Here is a 26,669-nt window from a genome sequence, read left to right as displayed (position 1 = left end):
GTGTTGATGCGTGACAGACCGTCACCGTCCCCACCGATCGTGGTACATTTTTTCGCCGACCAAACAATTCACCCGCAGTTCCTCGACTACCGGCACCGTCGTCCACTCTGGCGTCCGACTTGACACCTCGAGCACGAGCTTGGTGCGGATAGCTTCCTTGATTTGATTCCGATCCTTGATCGGCAAAACGAACGAGCCCGGCCCTCCGGTGACGCAATTCCTGTAATATGCATCAAGGCTTTTTATATCTGTCCATGGATAGGACGGCTCTTTCATCATGATCGGCAGGCCATTGATGGTCACGCCCTTTGCCAACGCCTCGTCGCGCACGCCAGTCACTGGCGGACCATTGTTGTTCGGACCATCGCCTGAGATGTCGAGGACGCGCCGCAACCCGGGATAGGGATTCTCTGCAAGCAGCGGGATTGAGAAACTACTGGCGCCGGAGATAGAGGTGCGAGACCCCCTACGGATCGGTACTTTCATGATCTCACTGGCGACCGCATCGGCGGACTCCGGTCCCTCAATCACACGCCATGGAACGATAACCTTCTAATCGCTCCACGCCGACCACTCGAAATAGGCAATTGCCATCCTGCCCCTTGCAAGAATTCTTTAGAGACGAGGGCCTGTGCATACCCTTCCCGCTGAAGCGCAAGTTCCTCCGTTTCCATGGAATATGAAACATCGACCGCTATCACTAGTTCAAGATCGACGAACGCTGCGGATCTGGTGTCAGCGAATTCATTCTTCTGGATCGGGGCGGCAATGCAATCGGCCATTGCTCCCATAACTAGCATCGCACCGATTGACATACACCAGCGCATGGCGGGTGTCCCGTCTTTTGGGACGCGATGGTGACACGCAACGGCGTTCGAAAAGCGGGATACTAGCTGGCTCTTCGGATTCCAGCTAGGAAGCGCGCTTCCTAGCACGATCGCGCTTTGGAGGCTCAGTCCTCTTAGCGAAGTACTTCACTTGTCGATATCGCAGCCGTGGCGAGCGATCTCGTTCGCAGATGATTACCGCTCTGCCTTCACCCACCGCAGACTGGCGACGGATCCCTGTTGCTTCGCAGTACATCTACAGCCGATTGCTTGGTGCGATGGCCCACACAGAAGAGTCAACAAACTTAACGGCCCGTTGCCGGGGCCGACTCTGACCACCCAGGCCTTTCGAGCCAGTTCCATAGTCATGTTAAGCTAGCGAGCGCGTTCCGAAAACACCGCCTTCGCCAGATAAGCAGGCAAAACAGCTCTGATTCGGAATTCTACCGCTAACCACCCTTCAAAACTCGTCTCGGCCTGTCAGGATTTTCCTGACAGCAGCAAGGGAGGAGAGCGGTCGGGTAACAGAGCTTTTAGCGCTCACTCCGCATGTATGGACTGTCTTCCGAAGCCCGCTTCAACGAGGGATCGGCCGCTAACCGAATTTGTCTTGGAGACTTCGCTTGCCAAGATCGGTTCGCTTCAGAACCGAGATGCTCATCGAGCAAAAACAGCCCAAGCATAAGCATCATTCCTGCTGCTAACAAAAGACTCCTCACCATACGGCTCTCCTGACCAAGGCACCGGCTTCTCTGTGGCAGAGCGATGATTTGGATGGTAGGATGCCCAACCTTAAATTCGCTCGATCTTTCGGCAGCTGCTCGATGGCGGATAGTATAGTCAAATTTCCTGGAAAGAGGGTTTCGCGACCTGTAGATGATTATCGCGAGCGCATGAGGGCCAACTTGGCAGCCCTAGCTTTCATCACGATCTTCATTCTCGGATTCAGCTGGGTACTTGAGGCGCTCGTGAACGTTCCTACTCATGATTGTAACTTTTCAGGTCGGCGGTCTTGTAATGTGAACTTCAGCGTAGGCAGCGCGCCGCTTGGCCGAGGCGGTTTCTAACTTTCCGCAAGGACACCCGCCGGCCCTTGCGATGCTTCTAAGAAAAGAAAAGCCGCCCAAAAGCGGCTCTTCCCTCCCTCACGATTGTGTGCGGCGTTGATGGCGGCTGAGACAATTCACATAGCTGAGAGCCAATTTCCATCCTGCGGTGCATCAAATCAGATAGCCCCCGAATGGAAGATGGGATTGTAGCTCCTTCCCCTTCAGCGACGTCGCACGAGGTGAGAAGGCGAGCGATTATGGCAGCCACTGCAACTCTCATAAGTACAGGATGATTGTGGCCTTTGATGTCGGCTCATCAGGCGTCGTGCTCCACTCACGGGAATTCGCAAGCGGCACCGCTGAACTCTGCCGGATCACAACCTGGCGCATCGTGAACGAGATTGGAATGCTCACCCGCCAAGCCCCCGAATGCATTTGCTGACGACGTCATTGATCAACTTGTCCATCGTGACCAGCGTGGGCGATGATGATCTTCAGCATATTGCGCGTAGTAGACGGCAGCAAAGCTCCAAGCAGCTGCGCGCTGCCCCTTTCTGAGAACGTCCATGACCGCCCTGCATTCTAGGGTTGAGACTGCAAATGGTCAGTGCGGTTCACCTACTACAAGAGGATCCTGCAAGGTGCGTCGATAGTGGGTTCTAGAGATGACTCAACCCCAACGACTCGCTAGACTTCGGGACGGACTTCCCCGCCGAAAAAATCAATCGACCACAGCGGCAAAAGCATTCTACTGGTCTTAGTATTGTGAGGAGGAGCGCGAATGAGTTTCGTCAGCGCGAACGAACATCCCACTCCGCTTAGTCCGGAAGATCCGTTGTACTACGCCCCACGTTCAGTCCGAACGGACCCACGATTTAGTGCGATACAACAGACGGGATACATTTGCCTCGTTCCTCTGCCGCTCTTGACAAGATACACGAGGAGGCCACCGCGAAATTCACCCGTCAGAGGGAGTCCGAATTCATTTACGTGGTCGATCACGCGCACTGCTCGGCATCGCGGGCGGAATTAGCGCAGCGATTGCTGTCACTGCAGTTGGAGCGCACGTCTTTTTTACCCTGTTTCCGGAGTCAAAAAGTGATCCCTCGAAGCTCACCGTTCCGATCTCCACCCCCGCTTCGGCTACGCCGTCTCAAGTGACATCCGAAGACTCCCAAGCCCTGCTTCAAGGATTCATGATGTTTCAAACGATGCAAATCGAAAACTCGAGCATGCGGGGCTAGAACTCAGGCCTGCTGGACCGACCAAAGAAGGATCGGAAAGACCTCAAGCTCTGCTGGAAAAATTCATTCAGTGGCAGCAAAAGAAGGAGCGACAATAGATACAGCGGGCTAACGCGAGAGGTGACTATCGAATGCGAACCGCGCGCGAAAGGTCAATGTTTTGTTCGCTGTAAGATGGTGGAGGTCATGCCACTATGACGAAGCCGACGGCACGCACGGCGACACGCGGAATCTCTTCGATTTCGCTTATGTTTCTTTACGCGATAATCGCCCTCGCGCCGATCGGGCTATCTGCCGCTTTGGGCATGCCAAGCGCCCGATTCCGGGCGGTACAGTGAACATCCCGTTGTGGCTAGGTACTGGCTTGGCATGCTAGGAATTGACCGATGATCGATAGTGTCGAGAACGCTTTGGGAAGGCTCGGCGTTCCGTTACGCCAAATCGTTTCAGAGAAGTTCAAGTACGAATAATGGAACCCAGATGCGCCAACGACTGATCCTTCTGACTTGTATCGGCGAGACGCTAATCGCGATTGGAGGCGCAATCGTCTTCGCGCTGCGATAATACCCGAGCCCAAGAGAGAGCGGCGCTAGCGCGCGCGACAATATTGCTGGGTTAAGGCAATGGGCTGTATTGGGGTAGGCTTACTTCGTTCTCGGAGAATCCAATTTGGATAACTATCCTCGCCAGATTTCAAAGCGAGTCGCCTATGATCGGAACGAGCGCTCCTACCTCCGTTCAAGTTACGACGTCTCTCTTGAGCTCATGCCTTGTAGCCTCTAGGTGTCGATCAGGCCAAGGAGAGCGCAGCGAACTGCCGCCTGAACTCGCGTTGCAACTCCGAGCTTTCGCATGACGTTGTTGATGTGAAAGTTACCGTACGCTAAGTCACGTTGATGGTGCTTCGAGCAAGATGGTTGTACGATTTTCACAAGCAGTTCAAAATCCAGTGATTTTGTGAGGGGGGACACGCGCCTCCCCTATCGACGGCCCGCTATGTTGCTTCCCGGTCGGACGAAAGATCCGACCAGCATCAACGCGGTCTCCATGCTCGCGTAGACAATACGACGCAGCCGCCATTCGAGTAGACTCACGAAGGCTGGAATCGCATTGGGGAAGCACCGAGACGTTCTCGGGTGTCGTCAAAATGTCGAGCACGAAGACCGACGCCCGCATCGCCTGAATGGCAACACCTACTAAGTGAGTGCCGACGAAGCTGTGCGCCAGTCAAGCCGACTTTCTCTAAACAGGCACAACGAGAATACCCAGAGAAATGCGGCCATCATCCACCTGTCAAGTCTGACAGTATAAAATCCATTGGCGACAGTGTAGCAAGCACAATGCAAATGCCGATCCTGGCTTCGTCTTACAGGAGACATGCTGTCCAGATGCTGCACCATCGGACAGCACTTACGGAGACCCAGCTCGCCACAACGGTGAGTAGTAGAGACATGTCAGATGGCGCCAAGCCTCTATCCATGTGGAGCAATTATCGCCAGATCGAGTTTCAACTTCCTGCCACAAACGGGCAACGCAACCAATGCGAACTTGGCTTATGGCGCTGATTTATAAGTGTACCGCGCCGGGCAGGTGGCCACGACCTGGTCAATACAACAAGGAGATAGGGACCTGGCATGCGCCAATGCGCCAAGCTCGCTGAGAAAACGCCAAGGAAAAGACTGAACCTCCTCCGAATTGATGGACACCTGTAGTAGGCTCGAAGAGCCAGGAGGTGTCGGATGGAAGGACGTCAACGTCGGTCGTTTACGGACGACTACAAGCGGCAAGCGGTTGATCTCGTAGCGTCGAGCGGGCGCTCGATCGGATCTGTTGCCAAGGAGCTTGGGCTGCGCGATTCCGTGCTGCGGCGGTGGATGGAGCAGCGAGGGGCTCGGCTGGAGCCGACGGCGGCGACGCGGCGCCCCACAACGCAGGCGACGCTGCCGTCGGCGGACCACGCGGCAGAGATCGCGCGTTTGCAGCGAGAGAACGAGCGGCTGCGCATGGAGCGCGACATTTTAAAAAAGTCGATCGCGATCTTTGCTGGAACACGGACATGAGATTCCGCTTCATCGAAGATCGCCGCGCCGACTATCCGGTGACGCTCCTGTGCGACGTGCTCGGCGTCTCGCCGGCCGGCTATTATGCCTGGCGCTCGCGCCCGGAGAGCCGACGATCTGCTGCCAATCGTGACCTCGTCGACGACATCAGGCGGGTCCACCGCGACACCCGCGGGCGTTATGGCAGCCCGCGTATCCATGTCGAGTTGAAGGCTCAGGGCCGCGGGGCGAGCCGTGGTCGCATCGAGCGGTTGATGCGGCGTCACGGCATCAGGGCCATCATGGCGCGGCCACGCCGGGTGCGGACCACCGACAGCCGCCACGACCTGCCGATCGCCCCGAATCTGCTCGACCGCAACTTCATCGCCACTGCTCGGAACCAGATCTGGCTGGCCGATATCACCTACATCGAGACCGATCCGGGTTGGCTCTATCTGGCCGCCGTCATGGATCTGTACAGCCGCAGGATTGTCGGCTGGGCGATGGCGGATCATTTGCGCGCCGACCTGCCCTTGGCGGCTTTGCGGATGGCGATCTCGGCGCAGCGGTCAAGTGCCGGCCTGATCCACCATTCCGATCGCGGCGTTCAATATGCCTCGGCGGATTACCGCAAGCTGATGCAATCCGCCGGCCTCAGGGCGTCAATGAGCCGCAAGGGCGACTGCTATGACAATGCTCCGATGGAGAGCTTCTTTCACACGCTCAAGACGGAGCTCGTCCACCACAGGCACTATGCAACACGGGCAGAAGCCACACGGGATATCTTTGCCTATATCGAGGGCTTCTACAATCGGACTCGTCGTCACTCCGCCATCGGCTTTATCAGCCCGATCGAGATGGAGCTAAAAGCAGCTTAACCCTGTCCATTTTTTCGGGGGAAGATCAGACCAGAGTTAAGATACGTCGTCCGAACTAATCGATTTCGCGCTTGTAACGTCGCGATTGGGCCGCACCCAAGATCGACATTTGGCGCGACAGGGCCGTCAAGCCCCCACTTGGCGGCCCTGATATTCTATGCGCTGACTTGGATCGATCGGGATTTCCAGGGTGGCGGAGATCTATCCGGCATCGTGCTTCGCCTCAGAGCTTGTGAACGTCGTGGACGTTGCATTCGCGCTGAAATCTTATTCGTTTAATGAAGGAGGTATGCTATGTCCAGAAATGACACCCACGCTGGCAAGGCGGAGCAATCGGGAGCGCCAAATCTAATTCCGCCGGAATTTGCGGCGATGGGGAAGCAGCGTCTCGACGAGCTTGTTGCAGCTCAGACGCAGCAATTCGAGAACCTCCGAGAAATAGGCTGGAGTTGCTTCGACCGGATGCAATCGGAAGCTGCGCTTGCATCCGAACTGGCCGCCAAGCTAACGGCAGTTCGTTCAATCCCTGAAGCCGCAACCGCCTATCAGGAATGGGCAACCCATCGTATGGAGATGGCAGCCGAGGACGCCAAGCGGATCTTCGCTGATGCTCAGAAGTTGACGAAGACGGGAACGCAGTTGTTGTCCAACGGCTTGCGCACCAATGGCCACGGAAGCGACTCTGAACGCACCCGATAGGCGGCTGGCCGAGGGATTGTTCAATTATACAGGCCGGCGTTTTTGCCCATCGTCGCACGCGACTTGGCTCAATTCGCGCGCGCAGCGCAACGAGCCAAGAGCCCACCGCAGGGTGGACGTCACGACAGGGTGTAACAGCCTAGCCTCCGCCACAATGCATCAGTCATTCCCAAATGGTTTGAGTGAGTGGGATTGATTACGCCGCGATGAAAAGGGCAATATCGGGAGAGTTCGCCATGGAACTCCACGGCAATAAGAACGATAGCAAACCGCATCCTGGCTACCGCACGCTAGGGGTTTCATTTGAGAATGATGAGACGCTTGCGAACTCATGTCTGTTGAGCAGGCCGGTCGAGCATTTGCTCGTTGCCACAAATTTCACAGAGCGCTCAGAATACGCAATCGAACGTGCCGTGGAATGCGGAAACAGGCTTAAGGCGCAAGTCACGCTTCTTCACGTCATCGAGCCTGGGCTCTCGAGAAAGATCACCAAGTGCCGCCAACATGAAGCTCACGAAGCCCTCAAGAGGCGAGTTCAGATATTGTCTCCTGACGTGCGTAGCCACATCTCAACCAACGTGCGGATTGGGGAGCCTTGCTTCGAGATCGTTCGAGAGTCCATTGAGCTTGGAAGCGACACGATCATCCTCGGTCTGGATGGCCAAGGCCAGACGGCAACAGCTGTCGTCCGTTTCTCCAACAAACCGGTTCTGTTGATCACGCGACGGCCAGCAGGTCCCTATCATTGCTCGGTCGTTGATGTATCTGCGATCCCGCGATGTACTGCAAGCGCGGCGGTTCGCCTCGCCCCAACTGCGATATCCCACTTCGTCTATGTCCGCTCCCAGTTTGCGGTCGGCAGTTCGAAAAAAGGACCACCTCCGGCACGATCCGTACAACTAATCATTTCACCTGGGCACGACCGTCGGGTACTTGGAACGCGGTGGATGCCGGACAGCCTGGTTCAGGCGACCGGCGATCCAATCGATGTGCTGCTCAACGTTGTTGACCGAGTTAGTGCCAACCTTCTGGTCGTCGATGCATACTCCGCGCTTCAAGAAACTCGCGAGCATCGAATATGTCTCGCGCAAGACTTTGCCGCTGCTCCGCGGTGCGATTTGTTGGTTGTGGCGAGCCAATGATGTCTTTGAATCATTCCGAGCGCATTCTTTCGCTCTCCCATGACAATGAGATCCGCACCTGGTAGGCTCTTCAAATGCTCGACTTCGGCGTCTGAATGAGCACGTGCCATGATCTGGATGCTCGGATTGGCGGCGCGAGCCTGTTGCACGATTCGTCTGGCTTCGAATGCCTCCGGGATCGCAATCAGGAGCTAGAAGCCTCGATCAACCCCGTAGAGATTGGACCGAATGCTGCTGTTTGACCGGTGGAACGGCCAGGATGTCCACATTCAACGAACGCAATGCCTCGTCAGCGACGCTCCCGAGCAGTGCGTTCAGCATCCCAGAACGGCCGTTAGTTCCAATGACCAAGAGGTCAGGCCTCATCTTATCGACTGCACCTGAGATCACCTCGAAAGCTCCGCCTTCCTCGACACGTAGCGACGATCCGGGGACACCGAGATCGTTCTCGACCAAGAACGCGGCTAGTTCCTCGGTTACTTTCTGGCGCTCACCGGAAACATACTTGTCGATTCTGGCTCGATCTAAACCGGCTAAGAACATCATCCCATTCGCCAGAGGCAAGAAGGCGTGGAGGATCGTGAAGTGAGCTTCGTCCATCAGACCCGTGGCTCGGGCAACCCTGATCGCGTTCGCCGACGGCTCGGACATGTCGATCGGAGCCAGCACGGTCCCGTAGGGCGCTTTCACGTCATTATTCACTATGAGAACCGGATAAGGTCCCGTGCGGATCAAGCGCTCAATTGTCGTCCCAACGAAGATGTCGCGTAGTGGCTGCCTGCGGTGCGCACCCATCGCGATGAGATCCGCCCTTTGCGCCGCTGCCGTGCGCAGGATGGCGTCGAAAGGATCGCCGCTCACGACAAGCGGACAGCATTGAACCTCACGCAATTCGGGCATTGAACTGGTCAGCTCGGCGAGGATACGTTCAGCCTCGCGCATATCCATCTCGACCCGGTGCTGCGGTTGATTGTAATCTACAACATTAACGATCGCGAGCTCCGCGCCCTCGACTTGTGCCAACTGGCCTGCCCGACGCAATGCCCGCTGAGACCGCGTGGAAAAGTTCGTCGCTGCTAGGATATGCATTTGCCCGCCCCAAGCGGCGAGTCATGAGGCGGCTTCAGCAGGAAACCCGGACTAGCCACTTTGCTGACACCTCCCATCACATGGTCCCTACGCTTCAAGGGCGCGACCATCCGTTCCATATGCGGGGGCATCGCCAGCAACAGAATGCCGGTGTGGCAAGTATGCGCCCATTACCCGGTCAATCTGCTGGTAGCCCGTTGATCGCCGCCCTAGCGCCTCCTGATCATTCGCGAGCGCTTCATAGACACAGGCAAGATCAAAGTAGCTTTGCCGCGCCTGCGCGTCCGTCGTCATCTCACCGATGACCCGACACTCTTCGGCGAGATTCCTTAATCGTGTAGCGTCATCGATACAGCGTCCCACCTTGCGAGCTCTGGCTGTGGCGGTACGATGCTGTGCCAGTCTGGAGCGTCGCGACGATGGAACCAAGCGTCCAGATACAGCGAGCTTTCTGTTCATGTCCCGTGCGGTCCCAGTTAAGTGTCGGCGGGCGTTGGTTTGTGATCTGCGAGCTGTCGTCATAGCGGTGAGCATTTTACAAAGCGAGTCCGGTCGACAACGCTAGTTGGAGGTTGATGCTCCAGCGCGGCTGCGGCTGGCACGGCCCTGCGGCGCCATGACTGCAGTCATTTCGTTTGCGGCTCAGTCTCAAGGCAGCGAGAAAACCGTGAGCTGACCTCCCAGCGCTGTGTAATTGCTCAAGGCCGCATAGCCGCCAACGGCGCCCAAGCCAGCGGTGGGCTCTGTCAACCCGGCAGCGAGCCCGATGCCGGCCCAACCGCCCACTCCAGACAGAACAGCAACGTATTGTTTGCCATTATGTTCGTAAGTTATCACGTTGCCGATGATTCCTGACGGCGTCTTGAACCTGTAGAGTTCTTTGCCCGTTTTGGCATCGACAGCCTTCAGATAGCCTTCGAGCGTTCCATAGAAGGCCACGTTGCCTGCGGTCACCAAGGCGCCGGACCAGACCGAGAACTGCTCTTTGTTCGACCAAACGATCTTGCCGGTCCGGGCATCCCAGGCAATGAAATTGCCCATGCGGTTTTCACCGGGCGGTGGGTACATCGACAGCGTTGCCCCGACATAGGGCTGCCCAGCCGTGTAGTTCACCTTGAACGGCTCGTAGTCCATGCAGACATGGTTCGTCGGCACGTAGAACAGGCCGGTCTCAGGCGAGAATGCAGCGGGCTGCTGGTCCTTCGTTCCCAGCGCAGCCGGACAAATCCCTCTCACATTGACGTCCGCTTTTTGGGTCGAGTACTTCGGATCGAGGATGGGACGACCATAGGTTCGTGAGCTCTTGTCCATGTCGACTTTCGTAGCCCAATTGACCACCGGATCATACTTCTCCGCGACGAGGAGTTCGCCGTTCGTTCGGTCGAGTGTGTACGCGAAGCCATTTCGATCGAAGTGAACGAGCAGCTTCCGCGGCGTGCCGCCGATGTTCTGGTCGACGAGGATCATTTCGTTGACGCCGTCGTAGTCCCACTCGTCGTGCGGAGTCATCTGGTAAACCCATCTGGCCATTCCGCTATCGACATCACGTGCGAATATCGTCATTGACCATTTGTTGTCGCCCGGCCGCTGGCTCGGATTCCATGTCCCGGGATTAGCGGAGCCGTAGTAGACCAGGTTAAGTTCGGGATCGTAGGAGTACCATCCCCAGGTCGTGGATCCGCCAATCTTCCACTGGTCACCTTCCCAGCTTTTGAGACTGGAATCAGTGCCGACGGGCTTTCCGTGTTCTGTGGTCTTCTGCGGATCGATCAGCATCTCGCCATCGGGTCCGACTGAATACGCACGCCATGCCTGCTTGCCGGTTTTTATGTCGTACGCTGTCATCGAACCGCGAACTCCGAATTCGCCACCGGAATTGCCGACGAGCACCTTGTCTTTGACCACCATCGGAGCCGAGGTGCCCGTCTCGCCCTTCGACGTATCGCCGTTCTTGACCGACCAGGCTGCCTTGCCGGTTTTAGCGTCCAGAGCGACCAGCGTGGTGTCAGCTTGGTACAGAAAGATCTTGCCATCACCATAGGCCGCACCACGATTGACCGTGTCGCAGCACATGATCGGAATCACATTGGGATCCTGCTTCGGCTCGTATTTCCAAAGGATCTTGCCATCGTCATTTAGATCAAGCGCGAAAACCGGGTTCGGGAACGGACCGTGGACGTACATAACATTGCCGATCACCAAGGGTCCGCCTTCGTGCCCGCGCAAGACACCGGTCGAAAACGTCCACGCTACCTGCAGCTTGACGGCATTGTCGGACGTGATCTGCTTGAGTTGTGAGTAGCGATGGTTGGCATAGTTCCCTGTCGGCATCACCCATTCCTTCGGGTTCTGCGACATCTTGATGAGTTCATCGTTTGCACTGGCCGCTCCAGTGGCGAGCATTGCTGCAGCGCTGAAGCAGATCTTGAGCAATAGATAGCTCATCTGAGTCCTCCCTATTGGAATTGTCGTGCGGGCCAGTCTCTGCAAGCGGCTTTATCGCGACCGCAAGAGTGACGCCTTGTCGCTACATGAAGATTCTGGCCTGTACTGCGGTTCTCGGCGTTCGGTGCAGACTTCGACCGTATCGGCTTAGGTCGGCGTGACGACTTTGCCCAGATTGCGACGCTTGACCGGAGGCCGCTTTCGATCCCGCGAACTCCCCGCCGACGCTGCAGTCCTTATGCAGCCGCCGTTGCTCCAGACAGCCAGCGCTTTTGCTCCATCGGACACATGCTTTTTGGGCTTGCTGGAGCTCGTCTTTGCGCCAAGGCTATCGCCCGTCGTCACGACCTTCTCCCTCTTCCGAAGTCGTCGCGCCTCCGGAGCAGCAGAACATCTTCGAATTCTTCCGAACACCGTGACGAGATTGCACATGGTCGCGGGCTTTCATACCTGTTAACCTTGTCAGGTATCCTGGGTCGAGCTGCGCCCCGATACACGACCTGCGTCCAGCACCTGAGGATCGATGGTGAGGACGAGACATACCGAACGACCCCGTTTGTTCGTCAGCACGCGCTCAGTCAGGGCGGTCATTTGGCTGCTGCTGGGATCCATTTTCCTTTTTGACATATGGACCCACCCCGAAAATGTCTCAGCCTGCTTTGCATACGCGATTCCGATTTTCGTGAGCTTGTTCGAGCTGCAGCCGCGACCATTTCTTTACGCCGCAACGGCGACCGCACTATCAATCGCTGGATCTTTCGCTCTGCCGTCGAGCGAACTGCCATTGACGGCGGTGCTCGCTAACCGCTTCATTGCCATTGCCACGCAGTGGGTCGTTGCAGTGCTTGTTAAAGTCCAATATCGGCGCCAAGTCGACATGCAGCAGCAAGCCGAGTACCAGCGCCGTTTCGTGGCCATTCTCTCGCACGAGATCGGCACCGCGCTAACCACCATCACGGGCCAGGCTTACCGTCTCGCCAAGCTCTCGGAGCGGATTTCTCCCAGCGACCTGAAAGCGCGCGCCGACAAAATTCGTGGCGCCGCGGAACGCATCGAGGGAATCGTCGGTCGGGTACAATTCGCTTCATCGCTGGGCGACGGCACTATCCCGGTTGAACGCCAGAGGATCGATGTCACGGTTCTGCTCACCAAGCTCTTGGAACAGCTTAAGGAGGACCAACGAGGCGGCCCCATCGAATTGCATGCGTCGTCCGAACCCCAAGTAGTGGAAGGTGACGAAATGCTGCTACGCCAATTGTTCGAGAACGTTGTCCTGAACAGCGTCAAGTATTCCGGTTCATTCAACGCGCCGATTTCGATCGACATCGCGACCCACGCGGGTATGGTTCGCGTCGCAATCGCGGACCGGGGTGGGGGCATCGCACCGGATGAATTGCCGAGAGTGAGAGAGCCTTACTACCGCGGGAAAAACAGTAAAGGGACCAGCGGCGCGGGCCTGGGCCTCTATTTCGTCGAGCGCATCGTCGAAGCACATAGCGGACGACTTCTCATCGAAACCGATTTCGGCAAGGGCACCAGGGTAATCATAGACCTTCCGCAAAGCAGGGATGCGTAGCCTTGATGACACGTCTCCCGCGAGTCCTATGCATTGAGGATGATCCCGCAACCCTCGACCTGCTGGTCGAGGTTCTGGAGGATGAGGGATTCGAGACCATTGTCGCCACGGATGGCGTCGAAGGAATTAGGCAGTTATCTCATCATCCGGATCTCATCCTGTGCGACATAGACATGCCGCACCTGACCGGATTCGATGTCCTCGGCGCCTTTCGCAAAGATGCGGGCCAGTTGCGCAATGTTCCTTTCCTGTTCATTACGGCGTATGGCAACCGCGAAAGCCACCTGCAGGCGCGCCGAATGGGGTGCGACGACTTCATCGCCAAACCCCTTGATTTCGAGCTGTTAGTGGAAATCATCCGGAGCCGTCTTGCCCAACATCCAAACCAGGAGCACGTCGATTTTTCCCTGACCGGGCGGGAGATCGAAGCACTGACTTGGGTCGCGAAAGGAAAATCGTCCACCGACATTGCCGTATTGATGAACGTGAGCGAGCGCACTGTCAATTTCCACGTAAACAATGTGATCCGCAAGCTCGGTGTGGCGACGAGAGTTCAAGCGGCAATCCGTTGCGCGCTCCTGGGGCTCATTGAGACTTGATACCGTATGCTGTCCAAAACGCGTACGATCTCATTTCGTAGATCTCGCAACGCCGCCCTATTCCAGACTGACCGAACAACGCGGCATTGCACCACACTGTCAATGTTTACAGCTGGTTTTTTTCGAAGCCCTACTCAATCTCAAGGCTAGTTTGCTGGAGGCGAGATGCATGCCTCGGAGGAACCACCATGCCAACTGGACCTTGGGGCCCTCCCCCCTTGCGAAGGGACTCTCAGCCGCCTGATCTGGAGGAGTATATCCGGCGGCTTCAGGAATGGGTCAAACGGAATTACCCCGGCGGCAATTTCGGCAGCAAGGGACTTTTTGTTCTTGCACTGGCCTCCGTATTCGTGTGGGCCGGCTCGGGCTTTTTCCGCGTCCAACCCGATGAGCACGGAGTCGTATTGAGGTTCGGCAAGATGAACCGCATGGTCCAGCCGGGCCTGAACTATCATTTGCCCTACCCCATCGAACAAGCTCTGACGCCGAAGGTCACTCGCATCAATCGGGTCGATGTCGGAATGCGTCTCGCTGGGGACACGCGGCGGGTCGCTGTCGGGCAGGAAGTTCCGGAAGAGGGTTTGATGCTGACCGGCGATGAGAACATCGTCGATATTAACTTCGCCGTGTTCTGGCGCGTCAGTCCCGATCGAAATGGCACGACCGACTACCTCTTCAATGTCCGCAATCAGGAGAGCACGGTGAAGGCGGTCGCCGAAAGCGCGATGCGCGAGGTGATTGGACGTTCGCTGTTGCAGCCCATCCTGACCGAGGGCCGTCAAATCGCCGAAAGTGCCGTTCAAGAGCTGATGCAGACCACCCTCGATCAGTATGGCGCCGGCATTCTGGTCACTCAGGTACAGCTGCAAAAAGTTGACCCGCCTCAACAGGTGATCGACGCCTTCCGCGACGTGCAGGCCGCGCGCGCCGACGGCGAGCGGGCTCAGAACCAGGCGCAAGCCTATGCCAACCGCGTTATCCCCGAGGCTCGCGGTCAAGTGGCACAGATCATCCAGGCCGCCGAGGCGTATCGGGAGCAGTCAGTCGTGGAGGCGAAGGGCCAGGCAGCGCGGTTTCTTCAGGTCTATGGCGAGTACGCCAAAGCTCCCGTGGTCACGCGACGGCGCCTGCACATCGAGACCATGGAGCGCCTGTTCGCGGGCAAGGACAAGATCATCATCGATGCTGATGCTGGCGGCACCGGAGTGGTGCCATACCTGCCGCTCAACGAACTAACGCGGCAAGTGCGGCGACCGACTGCAGCAGACGCCAGAGGCAAAGGGGAATTGCAATGAGACCTAGCGTGACCTACGCCAGTGTACTCGCCGTTCTTGCAGCCCTGCTCATATACGGCTCTCTTTTCAGCGTCCATCAGACCGAGCAAGCGCTCGTCTTACGATTCGGAGACCCGATACGAGTGATAATGGAGCCTGGCCTCAATGCTAAGTGGCCGTTCATCGATCGGGTCGTCCCCATCGACCGCAGAGTTCTCGATCTAGAAGCACCAGTTCAGGAAGTCATCGCCTCCGATCAAAAGCGTCTCATTGTCGACGCGTTTGTTCGCTATCGTATTCAGGATCCTCTCAAGTTTTATCAGACCGTCAATTCGATCGAAGGCGCGAATTCGCGCCTGTCCATACTGGCTATCTCGTCGCTACGCCGAGTCCTTGGCGAGTCGAGTTTCATAAAGGTCGTTCGGGACGAGCGTCCACAGTTGACTGGCCGCATGCGCGAACAAGTCGACCGGGAGGCGACCGCCATGGGCATTTCGGTCGTAGATCTGCGTATCCGCCGCGCGGACCTGCCAGAGCAGAACAGCCAGGCTGTTTACCAGCGCATGCAGACCGAGCGCCAGCGGGAAGCGGCGGAGTTTCGCGCGCTCGGCAATGAACGTGCTCAAGAGATCCGCGCGCGCGCAGACCGGGAGGTCACGGTTCTGGTAGCGGAAGCGAACTCCAGGTCTGAGCAAATTCGTGGTCGAGGCGACGCCGAGCGAAACGCGATTTTTGCTGCAGCTTACGACCGGGATCAGGATTTCTTCACCTTCTACCGCACCATCCAGGCCTACGAAAAGGGCTTTGCCTCCGAAGACACGCGCATGCTGCTCAAGCCAAATTCCGACTTTTTTCGGTATTTCGGGAATGAAGGAGGCAAGCCCGAAACAAACGCAGCTGACTAGATCAACCGCAGAATAGGCGATGCTTGTACCGACTTGCTCATCACAGGGGCGCATGTCCGGGGTGATCACGTACGGGATTTGGGCGCTGATACCGTCATCATGGAAGAAGCGGGAAATTGCCCGCGCTATGGTCGAAGAGCTGGAGAGGAGATATCCAGATGTCGACGAGGAAGATACCTAACGGATCGCGAGCAATTCGAACGTTTGAAGTGATTACGCTGGCCGGCCGGGTCTATCGATTCCGGCATCCGTCATTGCCGCGGCGACTAGCCAAGCCTTTCCTCTCGTGTGTCGATATTACCGCGATCTCCGCGACTATTCTAGTGTTGAGCTACGTCCTGGGGTTTGCTGCGGAGGATCTTGACAGCCATTCGATGCGCGTAACGAACGGATAACCAGTGAGCGTCTTGCAGAAGCGCACTTAAGTGCCGTTCGAACAACAACGCCGCCAGGGAGGACGTCCATGACTGCAAAGTCTGAAAAGACCAAGGCAACCCGTCGCAAATTTTTGCTGGCCGCCGGCGCTACCGGCGCCGCCGCCATCGCCATGCCGCAAGTCAGCCGGGCGCAGACAGCGACCCTGAAGATGCAGGGCTCGTGGGGCAAGGCCGACGTCTTCAACGAGATGGCCGAAGACTATGTGAAGCGCGTCAACGAGATGGCCGGGGGCCGGCTGCGCATCGACTATCTGGTCGGCGGCTCGGTCGTGCATCCGTTCCAGGTATTCGACGGCGTGCATGGCGGCCAGATCGACGCGGCACACACGGTGACGGTCTACTGGTACGGCAAGCACAAGGCAGCATCGCTGTTCGGCACGGGTCCCGTGTTCGGCTTCAACGCCAATGAAGGCCTTGGCTGGATCCACAACGGCGGCGGTCGCGAGCTGTTCGAAGAGCTCCAGAACCAGATCATGAAGGTCAATATCAAGAGTTTCTTCGCGATGCCGATGCCGACCCAGCCGCTCGGCTGGTTCAAGAAGCCTATCACCAGCGACGCCGACCTGAAGGGGCTCAAATACCGCACGGTGGGTCTGGCCGCCGACCTGTTCCAGGTGATGGGCGCTTCCGTCGCACAGCTTCCGGGCGGCGAAATCGTGCCGGCCATGGAGCGCGGCGTGATCGACGGATTCGAGTTCAACAACCCGACCTCGGACCGGCGCTTCGGCGCGCAGGACGTCGCTAAATACTACATGATGGGCAGCCACCATCAGGCGACGGAATATTTCGAGATCATGTTCAACAAGACCAAGTTCAACGCCCTTCCCGCCGAGCACAAGGCCATTCTGCAATATGCAGCGGAAGCCGTATCGTCCGCCAACGAATGGAAGGCCATGGATTACTACTCCAAAGACCTGCAGGAGCTGATCAGCAAGGACAAGGTCAACGTTCAGCGGACGCCGAAGTCGGTGTTCGATGCGCAGATCAAGGCATGGGACGGCCTGATCGCCCAGCTAGGGTCGGATCCATTCATGAAGAAGGTGATGGACTCGCAGAAGGAATGGGTGCGCCGCGTGGTTTACTACAATATGAACAACGCGACGGATTATCGCGGCGCCTTCGAGCATCACTTCCCGGGTGTGCTCAAGGTGTGACGACCTTCGCGGCGCGGCATGAATAGGCTGGGCGGCGCGGTTGACGCGCCGCCCAGCCAGGAACTGGTGGGGGCCATCTGGATGTGCGACTTGCCGCGAGTTCAGCTCGCATGACGAAATTTCTTTTTTTCATCGATCAACTCAGCACCTGGGTCGGCAAGGCGTTCGCCTGGCTGATCCTGGTCCTCACGCTCGGCGTCAGCTACGAGGTGTTCATGCGCTACGTGCTGCGTGCGCCGACCACCTGGGCCTTCGACATCAGCTACATCACTTACGGCGCGATGTTCCTGATGGCGGGTGCTTATACCCTTTCGCGCAACGGCCATGTGCGCGCCGACGCGGTCTACCGCCTCTGGTCGCCGCGCACCCAGGCGACGATGGACCTTGTTCTCTACATTCTGTTCTTCCTGCCGGCGATCGCGGCATTGATGTATTCGGGCTGGAATTATGCCGCCATGTCGGTGCGCTTCCGCGAAGTCAGCATCTTCAGTCCGGCTGGCGTGCCGGTGTTTCCGCTGAAGGCGCTGATACCAGCCACCGGTGTCCTTCTGTTTCTGCAAGGGGTGGCTGAAGTCATCCGCTGTGTGCTCTGCATCCGCACCGGCCGCTGGCCGCAACGCCTGCACGACGTTGAGGAAACCGAGAGCCTCATCATTCGCGGACAGCAGCAGCAGGCGGCTGCGCAGCGGAGCGAGAAGGGAGCAGGCGCATGACCGATCCTCAACTCGGCATGCTGATGCTGGGTCTGTTCATCTTCATCATCATGCTCGGATTTCCGATCGCCTTTACGCTGATGGCGATGGGCGTATCGTTCGGCTACTACGCCTACTACACGGCCGGCCAGGATTTCTTCCAGAATCGGATCTTCACGCTTCTTGTGCAGAAGACGTTCGAGGTCACATCCAGCGACGTGCTGGTCGCGGTACCGCTGTTCCTCTTCATGGGTTACCTGGTCGAGCGCGCGAACATTCTCGACCGCCTGTTCCAATCGCTGCAACTGTCGATGAAGCACGTGCCGGGCGCGCTGGCGGTGGCCACGCTGATCACCTGTGCGATGTTCGCGACTGCCACGGGAATCGTCGGCGCCGTCGTCACGCTAATGGGTCTATTGGCCTTGCCCGCGATGCTTCGAGCCGGTTACGACACCAAGCTGTCGGCGGGCGTCGTCTGTGCCGGCGGCTGCCTCGGCATCCTGATTCCGCCGAGCATTCTTCTGATCGTCTATGCAGCCACTGCCGGCGTTTCGGCGGTCAAGCTCTATGCGGCCGCGTTTATTCCGGGGTTCCTGCTGGCTCTGTTGTACATTCTCTATGCCATGGCACGCGCGATCATCAATCCTGCGCTCGCGCCGAAGCTGCCGCCGGAGCAGACCAACGTGCCTCTCAGCACGGTAATCTGGGCCCTCGCCACGTCATTCCTGCCGCTCGCGCTGCTCATCGCATCAGTGCTCGGTGCGATCCTGTTCGGGCTCGCGACGCCCTCCGAGGCGGCCGCGGTAGGCGCCCTCATGAGCATCGTTCTGGCGGCCGCCTATCGTTCGCTCAACTTCACGATGATGCGCGAATCCGTGTATCTGACCGTGCGCGCCACCGCGATGGTCTGTTACCTGTTCATCGGGTCGTGGACGTTCTCCGCGGTGTTTGCCGTCCTTGGCGGACAATCGGTGGTTGAACAGTTCTTCACCTCGATGAACCTGTCGCCGATCGGGTTCCTGCTGTTGACCCAGGTGATCATCTTCCTGCTCGGCTGGCCGCTGGAATGGACCGAGATCATCATCATCTTCGTGCCGATCTTCCTCCCACTGCTTCCCAACTATGGGATCGATCCGATCTTCTTTGGCATCCTGGTTGCACTGAACACGCAGACCGCGTTCAATACGCCGCCCGTCGCGATGTCCGCCTTCTATCTGAAGGGCGTTGCGCCGCCGCAGGTGAAGCTGACCGACATCTTCTCCGGCACGCTCCCCTTCGTCGGCCTGGTCTTCTTCACCATGGCGCTGGTCTATATCTTCCCGGGCATTGCGTTGTGGCTGCCCGGATACCTCTATGGTTCGCTAACCGGACCGTGAAACGGATGACGGGGTTTGCATGAGCCCCATCTGCTCGGCCTCAACCTGCCGATACACGCGAACTTCGAGACCACGTGATCACGAGTGCCGTCGACGCCATGCCGCTCTCAATCAGACGCGGCAGTTCCCTACGACCGGCAACGCGCCTTTCTTGATAAAGACGTTCTGCTGGCTGTCGCTCGATCTCGTAAGGCCGGCGGATCAAAGCCGGCCTCTTCAACGAGTTGGCCGACTGCCCATCTGCAGCAACCGACCTTTACAACAAAATCCAACAGTAGCGGTCGTGGAAGCGGTCGGGATGAAACCAATTGCGCCCGAGTTCCGCGCTTTTGAACTCCCGCGGTCCTCCGCTCCTTTGGACTTAAGGAAAGATTTAGGCCCTCCACGCCGCTTTGCGATTGCTTGATTTATCCTTTACGTGTGAAATAAGAGCACGGGTGTCGGCTGCATGGTGCAGCGAGACAGGCTGGTGCGTTGGTCGGGCCGCCGCGCAGAATGCGCGTGTCCATGGACGAAGCACCACATCGACAGCTACCACGGCCCCAAGTTTTGGCTGAACGTTTGTTTGAGACGCTGCAGCGATTTCTGCACGTCGAAGCCGTCAGCGGTGTCGTGCTGTTGATTGCAGCTATTGCAGCGATGATTTGGGCAAACTCATCCTTCGCCCAGAGTTACGATGCTCTCTGGCATATGCCCCTTTCGATCGGCCTTGGGCCTTTCGTCTTTTCCAAGACGCTGCATTTCTGGATCAATGATATCTTGATGACCGTCTTCTTCTTGGTGGTCGGCATGGAGATCAGGCGTGAAATCCATGAAGGCGCGCTGAACAATCTTAGGCAGGCCGCACTCCCGATAGCCGCGGCGCTGGGCGGCGTCATTGTCCCCGCTTTGATCTATATCGCGATCAACGCCGACCCCATCCGCCGCCATGGCTGGGCGGTGCCCACCGCTACGGACATCGCTTTTGCTGTCGGAATACTTGCCTTGCTGGGGCGGTCTATCCCCGTCAACATTCGCGTCTTCCTTCTGGCCGTGGCAATCATCGACGACGTCATTGCCGTACTGATCATTGCCGTCCTCTACTCGGGAGGCCTTTCCTACGGCGGGTTCGTGGTCGCTGGCTTGGGCTCGCTCCTGGTGCTGGGGCTTCAGCGGATCGGCATCGGTTCAGCCTACGCCTACGTGCCCGCTGGCGCGGTGATTTGGGCTGGTCTGCTGATGGCTGGTGCTCACCCGACCCTCGCCGGTGTCGTTCTTGGGTTGATGACGCCTGTGAAACCCATGCCGATGCGGGAACATCCGGTGGACGTGGTGACCCGCGTCGCAGCCGAATTGCGCAGACTTGTCGGGACTGCGAAGAGCGCTCACCGGATGGAGCGCCCGCTACAGCAACTTCAGCTGGCCAACCGGGAAATGCTGCCTCCGGTCGTTCGTGTACAAACAGTACTTCACCCATGGGTCGCCTACGGCGTAATGCCACTGTTCGCGTTGGCGAATGCAGGCGTCAGCCTGAGCGGCGTTGATCTATCCGTTGGGGGATCGCAACTGGTGATGAGCGGCGTCGCCATTGCCCTGCTCGCCGGCAAGCCCATTGGCGTTGTGGGCGTAACGTGGCTTATGGTCCAAATCGGATGGGGCAGACTGCCGCCCGAAGTTTCTTGGGCTGGCGTCTGCCTGGTCGGTCTGCTGGCCGGCATCGGATTCACGATGTCGATCTTTATTGCACTGCTGGCCTTTGATGATGAAAACCTGTTGGGCGCGGCGAAGCTCGGCGTGATAGCGGGCTCGGTACTGGCGGCTTGCCTCGGTTTGTGTTGGGGCGCGCTGCTAGTCAAAGACAAGAAATCGAGGGTGTGAGGTCAAAATGGCATTCAAAGGTCCCCACGTATGCTTCGTTTCGTTTACCATTGAGATTACACCAGCCGAAACCACGAACGTAATGGTCGTGGAAACCGATCTGCATCTAAATTCGAAGCACGCTGCGTTCAATCATCTCGCGGTACGGCGTCTGATTGCGGCAGCTCAGGATTACGTCACGACCAATGCAGTAGGTGTTACCCATGTCCGCCTCATTTCGACCCATAGCGGCGAAATCTGACTTCGTAGTTGCGCACGACATTGCCACCCCCGCAAAGCGTAAGGCTTGAACCAATTGACTCTAAAATGCCCTCTCGCGTCAAAGGGCCGCTTCGGGTCGATTGTGTTCTTTAAGCGGTCAAGGACAACAACTCGATTCAGTGCGTTGCATGACGTCGTCGGGTGCGTGTGTTCTTTGCGTGCTCAATTCGGCACTTGATGGGGTCAGCTGGGTGCGGAGCGACTCGGTTGAAAATCGCAGGTCGGTCGAAGGATCGGCCGCATGCTACAGAATCGGCGCTATCATCCCCCCTCCCTCGGGGCGTTCCGAAACGAGCCGGTTTGACTTACGCTAATCGTCATGAGCGGCCGACCACAGACAAAGTATCCAGCCAGTCGGCCTCAAGCGGCAGGAATACCGCGGAATTATCCGTGCCATTAAATTGATCTTAGTCAATGAAAGACAAGCGCACTGCTGAGTATATTTGTTCATATGAGGCGCAGTCATGCTCAAGCGAATATTGCTTCTTTTAGGCGAAACACCATCGTCCGTAAGCGCACGGACATACGCCTTTGCTTTGGCACAGCAGACCGGAGCGGAGCTGTCCGGATTGGCTGGCATTGACCTGAGTTACATTGAGACGCGTATGCCTGGCGTCGCTGGCGGAACAGACTGGAAGTGGAGGCTGGAAGAACAGTTGCGAAAGCAGGCTGATGATATGCGTCTACGCTTGCATGAGACTTTCGAGCGGGAATGCATTGCCCACCATAATGAGCTCGATTGGCTCTCGTTTGTAGGCGATCCGCTCCAAGCGTTACAGATGGCCGTCGAAACACGTGACTTGGTCATCACCGGCCACGACACGGCATTCCATGGCAACATACGTGAACAACTGCCTGAAATGCTTTCGCAGCTGTTATTGATGCCGCCGCGGCCCGTTGTCGTATGCCCCGATGAATTGCCGAAGGGTGACGACATCCTGATCGCCTACGACGGCAGCTTGCCTGCCATGCGAGCTGTTCAGCTGTTTGCATTGCTTGGTATCGGAAAGGCCAGACGTATTCATGTTACATCCATCGATACGAGCCAAGAACTCGCTGCGCGACGCACGAGTGGCGTCATGGGTTATCTTCACAACCACGGCTACCGAGTTGAAGCGAATCCAATTACGTCGACGGTTCATCCGTCCGAAGTGTTGCGAATTGAGATCTCGGACCGAAAGATTGGAACCCTAGTTATGGGCGCTTACGGGCATCGTGGTTTCCGGGAACTTCTTTTTGGCTCGACCACGGCGTCTCTCGTTGAGGCTCCTCATTGCGCGCTCTTTATCTATCATTGAGCGGAACCTCGTGATGTTCTGTTCAGGGCCGCTCTCCGTAAAAATCGGTGTTTTGGGTCTTGGCTCCTGATTGGGCAACGATCGGCAGCGGACCACAGCTAACCCCGAGCCGATGAGCGACGACAACGTCCTACAATTTTCTACCGCAGCTGGGAGACCGCATGAAGTAGGCGCCAGAGGGTTCGTTAGATGCCCCCCGGCACCAACACGCCGCTGCCACCAGAGGCAGCGTTGGCCTGCGAGGCAACTGGTGCCGCGAAGGCCGGACGAGATGCAATCGGGCTCATCACATTGGAATTGCTGGCAGGCGCCTTCATGTCTTTATGACCGTAATTCTGACGGGAGCTGGCGATCTGCCGTGGGGTATTGCGCGTCTAATTCCTGGCCCGGTCTTTTCGCTCGGACTTGTTCTGGCGATCGTCGGTGGTGCGGAGTTGTTCACCGGCGATTCTCGGATGATTGTTGCCTTTGCCAGCCGGCTTGCGAGCGCCCCTATGGCACGGCAAGTCTGTGCGCGCCGCATTAAGCGTGCGGTCGTGCACCACTGTATGTCAGCAAAAGCGTGCCCTACGCTTCAGCATTGAGCCGGATCAATAGGATCTTCGAACGCCAGAGATATTGAATTCCTGTGTTCGCAGACGTCAGTCGCGACGTCTATGTCGCTTCCCGATCCAGTCGCATGCGATGCCAGTTATCGGGCGGGCTTGTTCATCCTGGAGGTTACCGCATGCGCGACGAAAGCACGCCGATTGTGCACCACGCTGCTCCGGTGGATGCGACGTTCAACGCACTCGATGCGACGGCGAAAGGTCTGAGCCAGGATGAAGCAGAACGTCGTCTGAGCAAGTTTGGCGCCAATCGTCTTCCTGAGGCTCCACGAATTAATCCTGTCCTCCGGCTCCTGGCGCACTTCCACAATGTGCTGATCTATGTACTTCTCGGTGCCGCAGTCATCACAGCCGGACTTGGGCACTATATTGACACCGGGGTCATCCTTGCCGTTGTCGTCGCCAACGCCATGATTGGATTCATCCAAGAAGGTCGGGCGGAACAGGCGATGGACGCCATCCGCCAGATGCTGGCACCCCATACCTCCGTGCTGCGCGATGGCCAGCGTCAGAGTCTGGATAGCGCACTGGTCGTTCCCGGCGACATCGTATTTTTGGAGCCCGGCGAGAAAGTGCCTGCCGACCTGCGGTTGTTCCAGGCAGATGGGCTGCGCATCGAGGAAGCGATTCTGAGTGGCGAATCCGTGCCAGCCGATAAGGCAACGAAGCCGGTTGCGACAGATGCAGCACTCGGCGATCGTTCGTCCATGGCTTTCAGCGGCACGCTGGTGGTAGGCGGCATCGGGCGTGGTGTGGTGGTGGCCACCGGCGCAGCATCGGAGATCGGACGGATCAGCGGAATGCTTTCCAGGGTGGAGACCCTGACCACGCCGCTGATCCGTCAAATGAACGCCTTCGCCCGATGGCTAACGATCCTGATCCTGCTGATCGCGGCGGTGCTGCTCATCTTCGGCTATTTCGTCGAGCACCATCAATTTTCCGAACTGTTCATGGCCGTCGTGGGTCTTTCGGTAGCAGCGATTCCGGAGGGATTACCCGCCGTGCTGACCATCACGCTCGCAATCGGCGTGCAGGCCATGGCGCGGCGAAACGCCATCGTCCGCCGGTTGCCTGCGATCGAGACGCTGGGGTCGGTCTCAGTGATCTGCACCGATAAGACAGGCACGCTGACGCGTAACGAGATGATGGTCGCTTCGGTCGCTGCTGGGCGCGATGTCTTCTCGGTCGATGGCTGCGGCTATGCCCCGACAGGCGAGATCCGATTCGGCGATACGATTATTGCTCCGAATGACCACGCCATCCTAGATGAATTGGCTCCGGCTGCGCTGCTGTGCAACGACGCGGCGATTCACGAGCGCGACGGCGTTTGGACGGTCGAGGGCGATCCCATGGAGGGTGCCTTGCTGGCGCTGTCCAGGAAAATTTTGTGCAGTCAACCGATGGAGCTCTCCCGATGGACCAGGACGGATGTCATCCCGTTCGACGCCCGGCACCGTTACATGGCGACCCTCCATCACGACCATGAAGGCCACGCGTTCGTCCATGTCAAAGGCGCGCCCGAGCAAGTTCTCGCGATGTGCTCCATGCAGCGCAATGCGCTGGGCAGCACCGACCCGCTGGACGGGGCGTATTGGCACGGGATATCCGACAGCATCGCCGCCAAGGGCCAACGCGTGCTGGCTTTTGCGACGCGCCAAGTGCCGCCTGACCATACGGTATTGGAAACAGCAGACCTCCAAGAACAGCTTGTTTTGATCGGTCTCGTCGGCCTGATTGATCCGCCACGTCCCGAAGTTGTCGCTGCGGTGGCTGAATGTCACGGCGCAGGTATTCGTGTGAAAATGATCACCGGCGACCATGCCGGCACGGCCGCCGCTATCGGCCGGCAGATCGGGTTGCAAAACTCCGACATGGTTCTGACCGGATCCGACCTGGATAGGATGAACGACGTGGCCCTGGCCGCGGCGGCGCTCGATACTGATATCTTTGCCCGCACCAGCCCCGAGCACAAACTCCGCCTGGTCGGGGCTCTTCAGTCTCGCGGTCTAACGGTCGCTATGACCGGCGATGGGGTAAACGATGCGCCGGCGTTGAAACGGGCCGATGCAGGAATCGCAATGGGCCGCAAGGGCAGCGAAGCGGCCAAAGAAGCATCGGAACTGGTGCTCGGGGACGATAATTTTGCATCGATTGTAGCGGCGGTGCGCGAAGGACGCACGGTCTACGACAACATCAAAAAGGTAATCAGCTGGACGCTCCCCACAAATGCTGGCGAGGCTTTCACGATTGTCGTGGCGCTTCTCTTAGGGATGGCGTTACCAGTGACGGCTGTGCAAATACTCTGGGTCAACCTGATCACCGGCATCACGCTCGGTATTGCGTTGGCCTTCGAACCGACAGAGGCACACACCATGCGCCGTCCACCGCGTCCACGGGACGAGCCGCTTCTCAACGCGGGACTGGTCTGGCACATCGTCTTCGTTTCCACGTTGTTCCTCGGCGGCGTATTCGGCATCTATGCTTACGCAATCGACAAGGGGTACTCGGCCGAGCTCGCGCGCAGCATGGCGCTAAACACTTTGGTCGTGCTGGAAATCTTCCATCTCTTCTTTATCCGCAATATCTACGGAACTTCGCTGACTTGGGAGGCTGTCCGGGGCACCAAGGTGATCTGGGGCACCGTGATCGTCATCACGGGCGCACAGTTTACGGTGACCTACCTCCCTCCCTTGCAGCTTGTGTTCGGAACGCAATCAGTTCCGTTCTTCGACGGAGCGCTTGTTGTGGCCGTCGGTGTGGTGTTCTTTGCGATTATCGAGACCGAAAAGCAACTGCGCTTGGCTTTTGCTCGAAACCACACGTGATGATTGACGACGCTTGGATTGTGATTGGATAACTCAATAGAGGGAGCGTCCCTGACGGCAACGCGGCGAATGATTTAAATGTGCTGCTCGCCTTCGGCATCGATGACCTTCGCTCGCCGTGAGCGAGCTCATGTTGGGCAACGACCGAGCGCAGCGTGATCTGCGCCAGCTCACTGGCTGCAACATCAAAGTGTTCGGAAGAACCGCCGCTCGTAACTCCCGATTCTTGCGATTGGTCGAGCAGATCATTCCGCGGCTGGCAGCTTTAAGTCGACCATTGCCCTCCGAAGGCACGTGTCAAGCCGGCGGGTGCGAAAAGTGAGGAAGAAGTATTATACTGCAATGGCTCGCGAGGGCTTCGCGTTGGGGTTCACTCATACGCGAAATCCGCGTAT

General features: G+C 57.8%; 16 protein-coding genes and 2 pseudogenes. 14 read left to right on the top strand and 4 right to left on the bottom strand.

Features of this window, described 5'->3' with window-relative positions; all coding sequences use genetic code 11:
* Positions 1–21 precede the first annotated feature (21 nt).
* Positions 22–827: pseudogene (locus ACH79_RS26215) on the bottom strand (DUF1194 domain-containing protein).
* Between the two features lie 4,032 nt (positions 828–4,859).
* Between ACH79_RS26215 and ACH79_RS26210 the strand changes: the two are divergent.
* The 3 genes from ACH79_RS26210 to ACH79_RS26200 all read left to right on the top strand — a co-directional run bounded on the left by ACH79_RS26210 (position 4,860) and on the right by ACH79_RS26200 (position 7,878).
* Positions 4,860–6,037 (top strand): IS3 family transposase gene (locus ACH79_RS26210; RefSeq protein WP_246738128.1). Its coding sequence is split into 2 segments (ribosomal slippage): positions 4,860–5,157 and positions 5,157–6,037, totalling 1,179 coding nucleotides; the frame shifts between segments, so codons are not numbered across the junction.
* Between the two features lie 372 nt (positions 6,038–6,409).
* Positions 6,410–6,736, top strand: coding sequence for a phasin family protein (locus ACH79_RS26205; RefSeq protein WP_161853533.1), 327 nt, complete (start codon positions 6,410–6,412; stop codon positions 6,734–6,736).
* Between the two features lie 236 nt (positions 6,737–6,972).
* Positions 6,973–7,878: a universal stress protein gene (locus tag ACH79_RS26200; RefSeq protein ID WP_161853532.1), complete on the top strand. Its 906-nt coding sequence runs from the start codon at positions 6,973–6,975 to the stop codon at positions 7,876–7,878.
* Here ACH79_RS26200 and ACH79_RS44250 read toward each other — a convergent pair.
* From ACH79_RS44250 to xoxF5, 3 genes and pseudogenes are all read right to left on the bottom strand, one after another.
* A pseudogene (locus tag ACH79_RS44250) lies at positions 7,791–8,069 on the bottom strand (NAD-binding protein); the annotation flags it as partial. The gene ACH79_RS26200 and the pseudogene ACH79_RS44250 overlap by 88 nt on opposite strands.
* Positions 8,070–8,082: 13 nt before the next feature.
* On the bottom strand, positions 8,083–8,967 hold the full coding sequence (locus ACH79_RS26195) for a universal stress protein (protein ID WP_161853531.1): 885 nt from the start codon (positions 8,965–8,967) through the stop codon (positions 8,083–8,085).
* A 648-nt stretch (positions 8,968–9,615) separates the two neighbouring features.
* Positions 9,616–11,412, bottom strand: a complete 1,797-nt coding sequence (gene xoxF5, locus ACH79_RS26190) for a lanthanide-dependent methanol dehydrogenase XoxF5 (RefSeq protein WP_161853530.1) — start codon at positions 11,410–11,412, stop codon at positions 9,616–9,618.
* A 556-nt stretch (positions 11,413–11,968) separates the two neighbouring features.
* Here xoxF5 and ACH79_RS26185 point away from each other — a divergent pair.
* From ACH79_RS26185 to ACH79_RS26135, 11 genes are all read left to right on the top strand, one after another.
* Positions 11,969–12,988 (top strand): sensor histidine kinase KdpD, encoded by a 1,020-nt coding sequence (locus tag ACH79_RS26185; protein WP_161853529.1) that lies wholly within the window; start codon positions 11,969–11,971, stop codon positions 12,986–12,988.
* A gap of 5 nt (positions 12,989–12,993) precedes the next feature.
* A complete protein-coding gene (locus ACH79_RS26180; protein WP_246738716.1) occupies positions 12,994–13,587 on the top strand; it encodes a response regulator transcription factor in 594 nt (197 codons plus the stop codon).
* Between the two features lie 188 nt (positions 13,588–13,775).
* Complete coding sequence (gene hflK, locus ACH79_RS26175; protein WP_161853527.1) at positions 13,776–14,882, top strand: FtsH protease activity modulator HflK; 1,107 nt, start codon at positions 13,776–13,778, stop codon at positions 14,880–14,882.
* Positions 14,879–15,766 carry a protease modulator HflC gene (gene hflC, locus ACH79_RS26170; RefSeq protein ID WP_161853526.1) on the top strand — a complete coding sequence of 296 codons (888 nt, stop codon included), beginning with the start codon at positions 14,879–14,881 and terminating at the stop codon, positions 15,764–15,766. Before hflK ends, hflC begins: the two co-directional genes overlap by 4 nt.
* Before the next feature lie 463 nt (positions 15,767–16,229).
* On the top strand, positions 16,230–17,357 hold the full coding sequence (locus ACH79_RS26165; protein ID WP_161853525.1) for a TRAP transporter substrate-binding protein: 1,128 nt from the start codon (positions 16,230–16,232) through the stop codon (positions 17,355–17,357).
* A 110-nt stretch (positions 17,358–17,467) separates the two neighbouring features.
* Positions 17,468–18,070 (top strand): TRAP transporter small permease subunit, encoded by a 603-nt coding sequence (locus ACH79_RS26160; protein ID WP_161853524.1) that lies wholly within the window; start codon positions 17,468–17,470, stop codon positions 18,068–18,070.
* On the top strand, positions 18,067–19,425 hold the full coding sequence (locus ACH79_RS26155; protein ID WP_161853523.1) for a TRAP transporter large permease subunit: 1,359 nt from the start codon (positions 18,067–18,069) through the stop codon (positions 19,423–19,425). The genes ACH79_RS26160 and ACH79_RS26155 overlap by 4 nt, the downstream gene beginning before the upstream one ends.
* 507 nt (positions 19,426–19,932) lie before the next feature.
* A complete protein-coding gene (nhaA, locus tag ACH79_RS26150) occupies positions 19,933–21,282 on the top strand; it encodes a Na+/H+ antiporter NhaA (RefSeq protein WP_161853522.1) in 1,350 nt (449 codons plus the stop codon).
* A 7-nt stretch (positions 21,283–21,289) separates the two neighbouring features.
* Positions 21,290–21,523 (top strand): hypothetical protein, encoded by a 234-nt coding sequence (locus ACH79_RS26145; protein ID WP_161853521.1) that lies wholly within the window; start codon positions 21,290–21,292, stop codon positions 21,521–21,523.
* A 484-nt stretch (positions 21,524–22,007) separates the two neighbouring features.
* Entirely contained in the window at positions 22,008–22,841 is an 834-nt protein-coding gene (locus tag ACH79_RS26140) for a universal stress protein (RefSeq protein ID WP_161853520.1), read from the top strand.
* Between the two features lie 727 nt (positions 22,842–23,568).
* The gene (locus ACH79_RS26135; RefSeq protein ID WP_161853519.1) at positions 23,569–26,274 is read left to right on the top strand and encodes an HAD-IC family P-type ATPase; all 2,706 of its coding nucleotides are present in this window, start codon (positions 23,569–23,571) and stop codon (positions 26,272–26,274) included.
* Positions 26,275–26,669: the final 395 nt, after the last annotated feature.

The organism is Bradyrhizobium sp. CCBAU 051011 (assembly GCF_009930815.1).
Classification (GTDB): Bacteria; Pseudomonadota; Alphaproteobacteria; order Rhizobiales; family Xanthobacteraceae; genus Bradyrhizobium.
This window is presented reverse-complemented; position numbering and strand designations above follow the sequence as displayed.

Excerpts from the sequence above, each read along its gene's own strand:
- ACH79_RS26205 (WP_161853533.1), top strand. The coding sequence starts at position 6,410 with ATGGGGAAGCAGCGTCTCGACGAGCTTGTTGCAGCTCAGACGCAGCAA.
- ACH79_RS26200 (WP_161853532.1), top strand. The coding sequence starts at position 6,973 with ATGGAACTCCACGGCAATAAGAACGATAGCAAACCGCATCCTGGCTAC.
- ACH79_RS26195 (WP_161853531.1), bottom strand. The coding sequence starts at position 8,967 with ATGCATATCCTAGCAGCGACGAACTTTTCCACGCGGTCTCAGCGGGCA.
- xoxF5 (WP_161853530.1), bottom strand. The coding sequence starts at position 11,412 with ATGAGCTATCTATTGCTCAAGATCTGCTTCAGCGCTGCAGCAATGCTC.
- ACH79_RS26180 (WP_246738716.1), top strand. The coding sequence starts at position 12,994 with ATGACACGTCTCCCGCGAGTCCTATGCATTGAGGATGATCCCGCAACC.
- hflK (WP_161853527.1), top strand. The coding sequence starts at position 13,776 with ATGCCAACTGGACCTTGGGGCCCTCCCCCCTTGCGAAGGGACTCTCAG.
- hflC (WP_161853526.1), top strand. The coding sequence starts at position 14,879 with ATGAGACCTAGCGTGACCTACGCCAGTGTACTCGCCGTTCTTGCAGCC.
- ACH79_RS26165 (WP_161853525.1), top strand. The coding sequence starts at position 16,230 with ATGACTGCAAAGTCTGAAAAGACCAAGGCAACCCGTCGCAAATTTTTG.
- ACH79_RS26160 (WP_161853524.1), top strand. The coding sequence starts at position 17,468 with ATGACGAAATTTCTTTTTTTCATCGATCAACTCAGCACCTGGGTCGGC.
- ACH79_RS26155 (WP_161853523.1), top strand. The coding sequence starts at position 18,067 with ATGACCGATCCTCAACTCGGCATGCTGATGCTGGGTCTGTTCATCTTC.
- nhaA (WP_161853522.1), top strand. The coding sequence starts at position 19,933 with ATGGACGAAGCACCACATCGACAGCTACCACGGCCCCAAGTTTTGGCT.
- ACH79_RS26145 (WP_161853521.1), top strand. The coding sequence starts at position 21,290 with ATGGCATTCAAAGGTCCCCACGTATGCTTCGTTTCGTTTACCATTGAG.
- ACH79_RS26140 (WP_161853520.1), top strand. The coding sequence starts at position 22,008 with ATGCTCAAGCGAATATTGCTTCTTTTAGGCGAAACACCATCGTCCGTA.
- ACH79_RS26135 (WP_161853519.1), top strand. The coding sequence starts at position 23,569 with ATGCGCGACGAAAGCACGCCGATTGTGCACCACGCTGCTCCGGTGGAT.